The following is a 1038-nucleotide window of genomic DNA, read 5'->3' on the forward strand; positions in this document are numbered from 1 at the left end:
GACCACGCTTTCGTATTCATGGGTCTGAAGATATCTTGGAGCATTTAAATAATTTTATGTTTGAAGAATTAGGTATTAAGAAGAAAAAATTACAAACTGACGGGAAAATACCAAAAGCAAAAATTTTATATTTTCAATCATACAAAGATATAGAGAGTATTTTGAAATATATTGGAGCTTCAGAGACATTAGAAACGTTGTATTCGTTCGATTTAGGATTTTATGATGCTAAAAAATTTAAGAAGACCGACCTAGGGAAATAAGTAGGTTTTTAGGAGGGGTATTACTATCTCATTGGACAAAAATTTAACATTTTATGATTATAAGAATAGTTTTCAACTTTTAATCTAATGTAAAATTAGTGAGAGGTTTATTTTATATCAAAATGTTAATTAAAAAAGAGTTAGAAGTGATTATTTGAATAAATTAATATTATTGTTTTTATTGGCTACATTTTGTTTAAATATCGCAGGATGTTCTAATGATATAGCTATACCAAGGGATAATTCTAAACCCTCAATATCTAAGAAGGTTAAATGCATTAACAAAGCATGGTACAAAAAAACATATGTTATGTAATAGTTTAAAGAAACTTTAAATGGTGGATGATAAAGATTACAAGAGAATAATAACAATTTATTTATCCTAATATTTTTATAATATAATTAATATCTCTAAATTTACCTAAAAAGACTATCAGTAATAGTGAAATTTTGGAGAAATAAAATGTGTTTATAATAAAACCAATGAATTGGATAATAAATAATATACATAAAGAAAAGGCGTCCATATAAGGGTGCCTTTTCTAATAGTTTTTTAGCAGAAGCAAGAAGCTCCAACAATAATTAATAAGATAAATAATACAACTAATAAAGACAAATCCCCCTGCAAAGCCACAGCCGCCACCGCAGCTACCACCAAAGCCCATAATAATTCCTCCTTTAATAAGAAGAGAAAACAAGGGTGTACGCATGTTTTTTAACGGATTTAATATACTTTATGGTTTTGCGTATTAATTGAGCAGGTCCTTGTGAAAAT

Annotated in this window: 2 pseudogenes; one reads left to right on the forward strand and one right to left on the reverse strand. The window is 27.6% G+C overall.

Annotated features, from left to right (window positions below):
* Window positions 1–263 (forward strand): annotated as a pseudogene (locus tag HMPREF1014_RS27555) (hypothetical protein); the annotation flags it as partial.
* A gap of 553 nt (window positions 264–816) precedes the next feature.
* Here HMPREF1014_RS27555 and HMPREF1014_RS32710 read toward each other — a convergent pair.
* Window positions 817–928, reverse strand: a pseudogene (locus HMPREF1014_RS32710) (YjcZ family sporulation protein).
* Window positions 929–1038: the final 110 nt, after the last annotated feature.

The sequence above is a fragment of the Bacillus sp. 7_6_55CFAA_CT2 genome, from assembly GCF_000238655.1.
In the GTDB taxonomy this organism is placed as follows: Bacteria; Bacillota; Bacilli; order Bacillales; family Bacillaceae_G; genus Bacillus_A; species Bacillus_A cereus.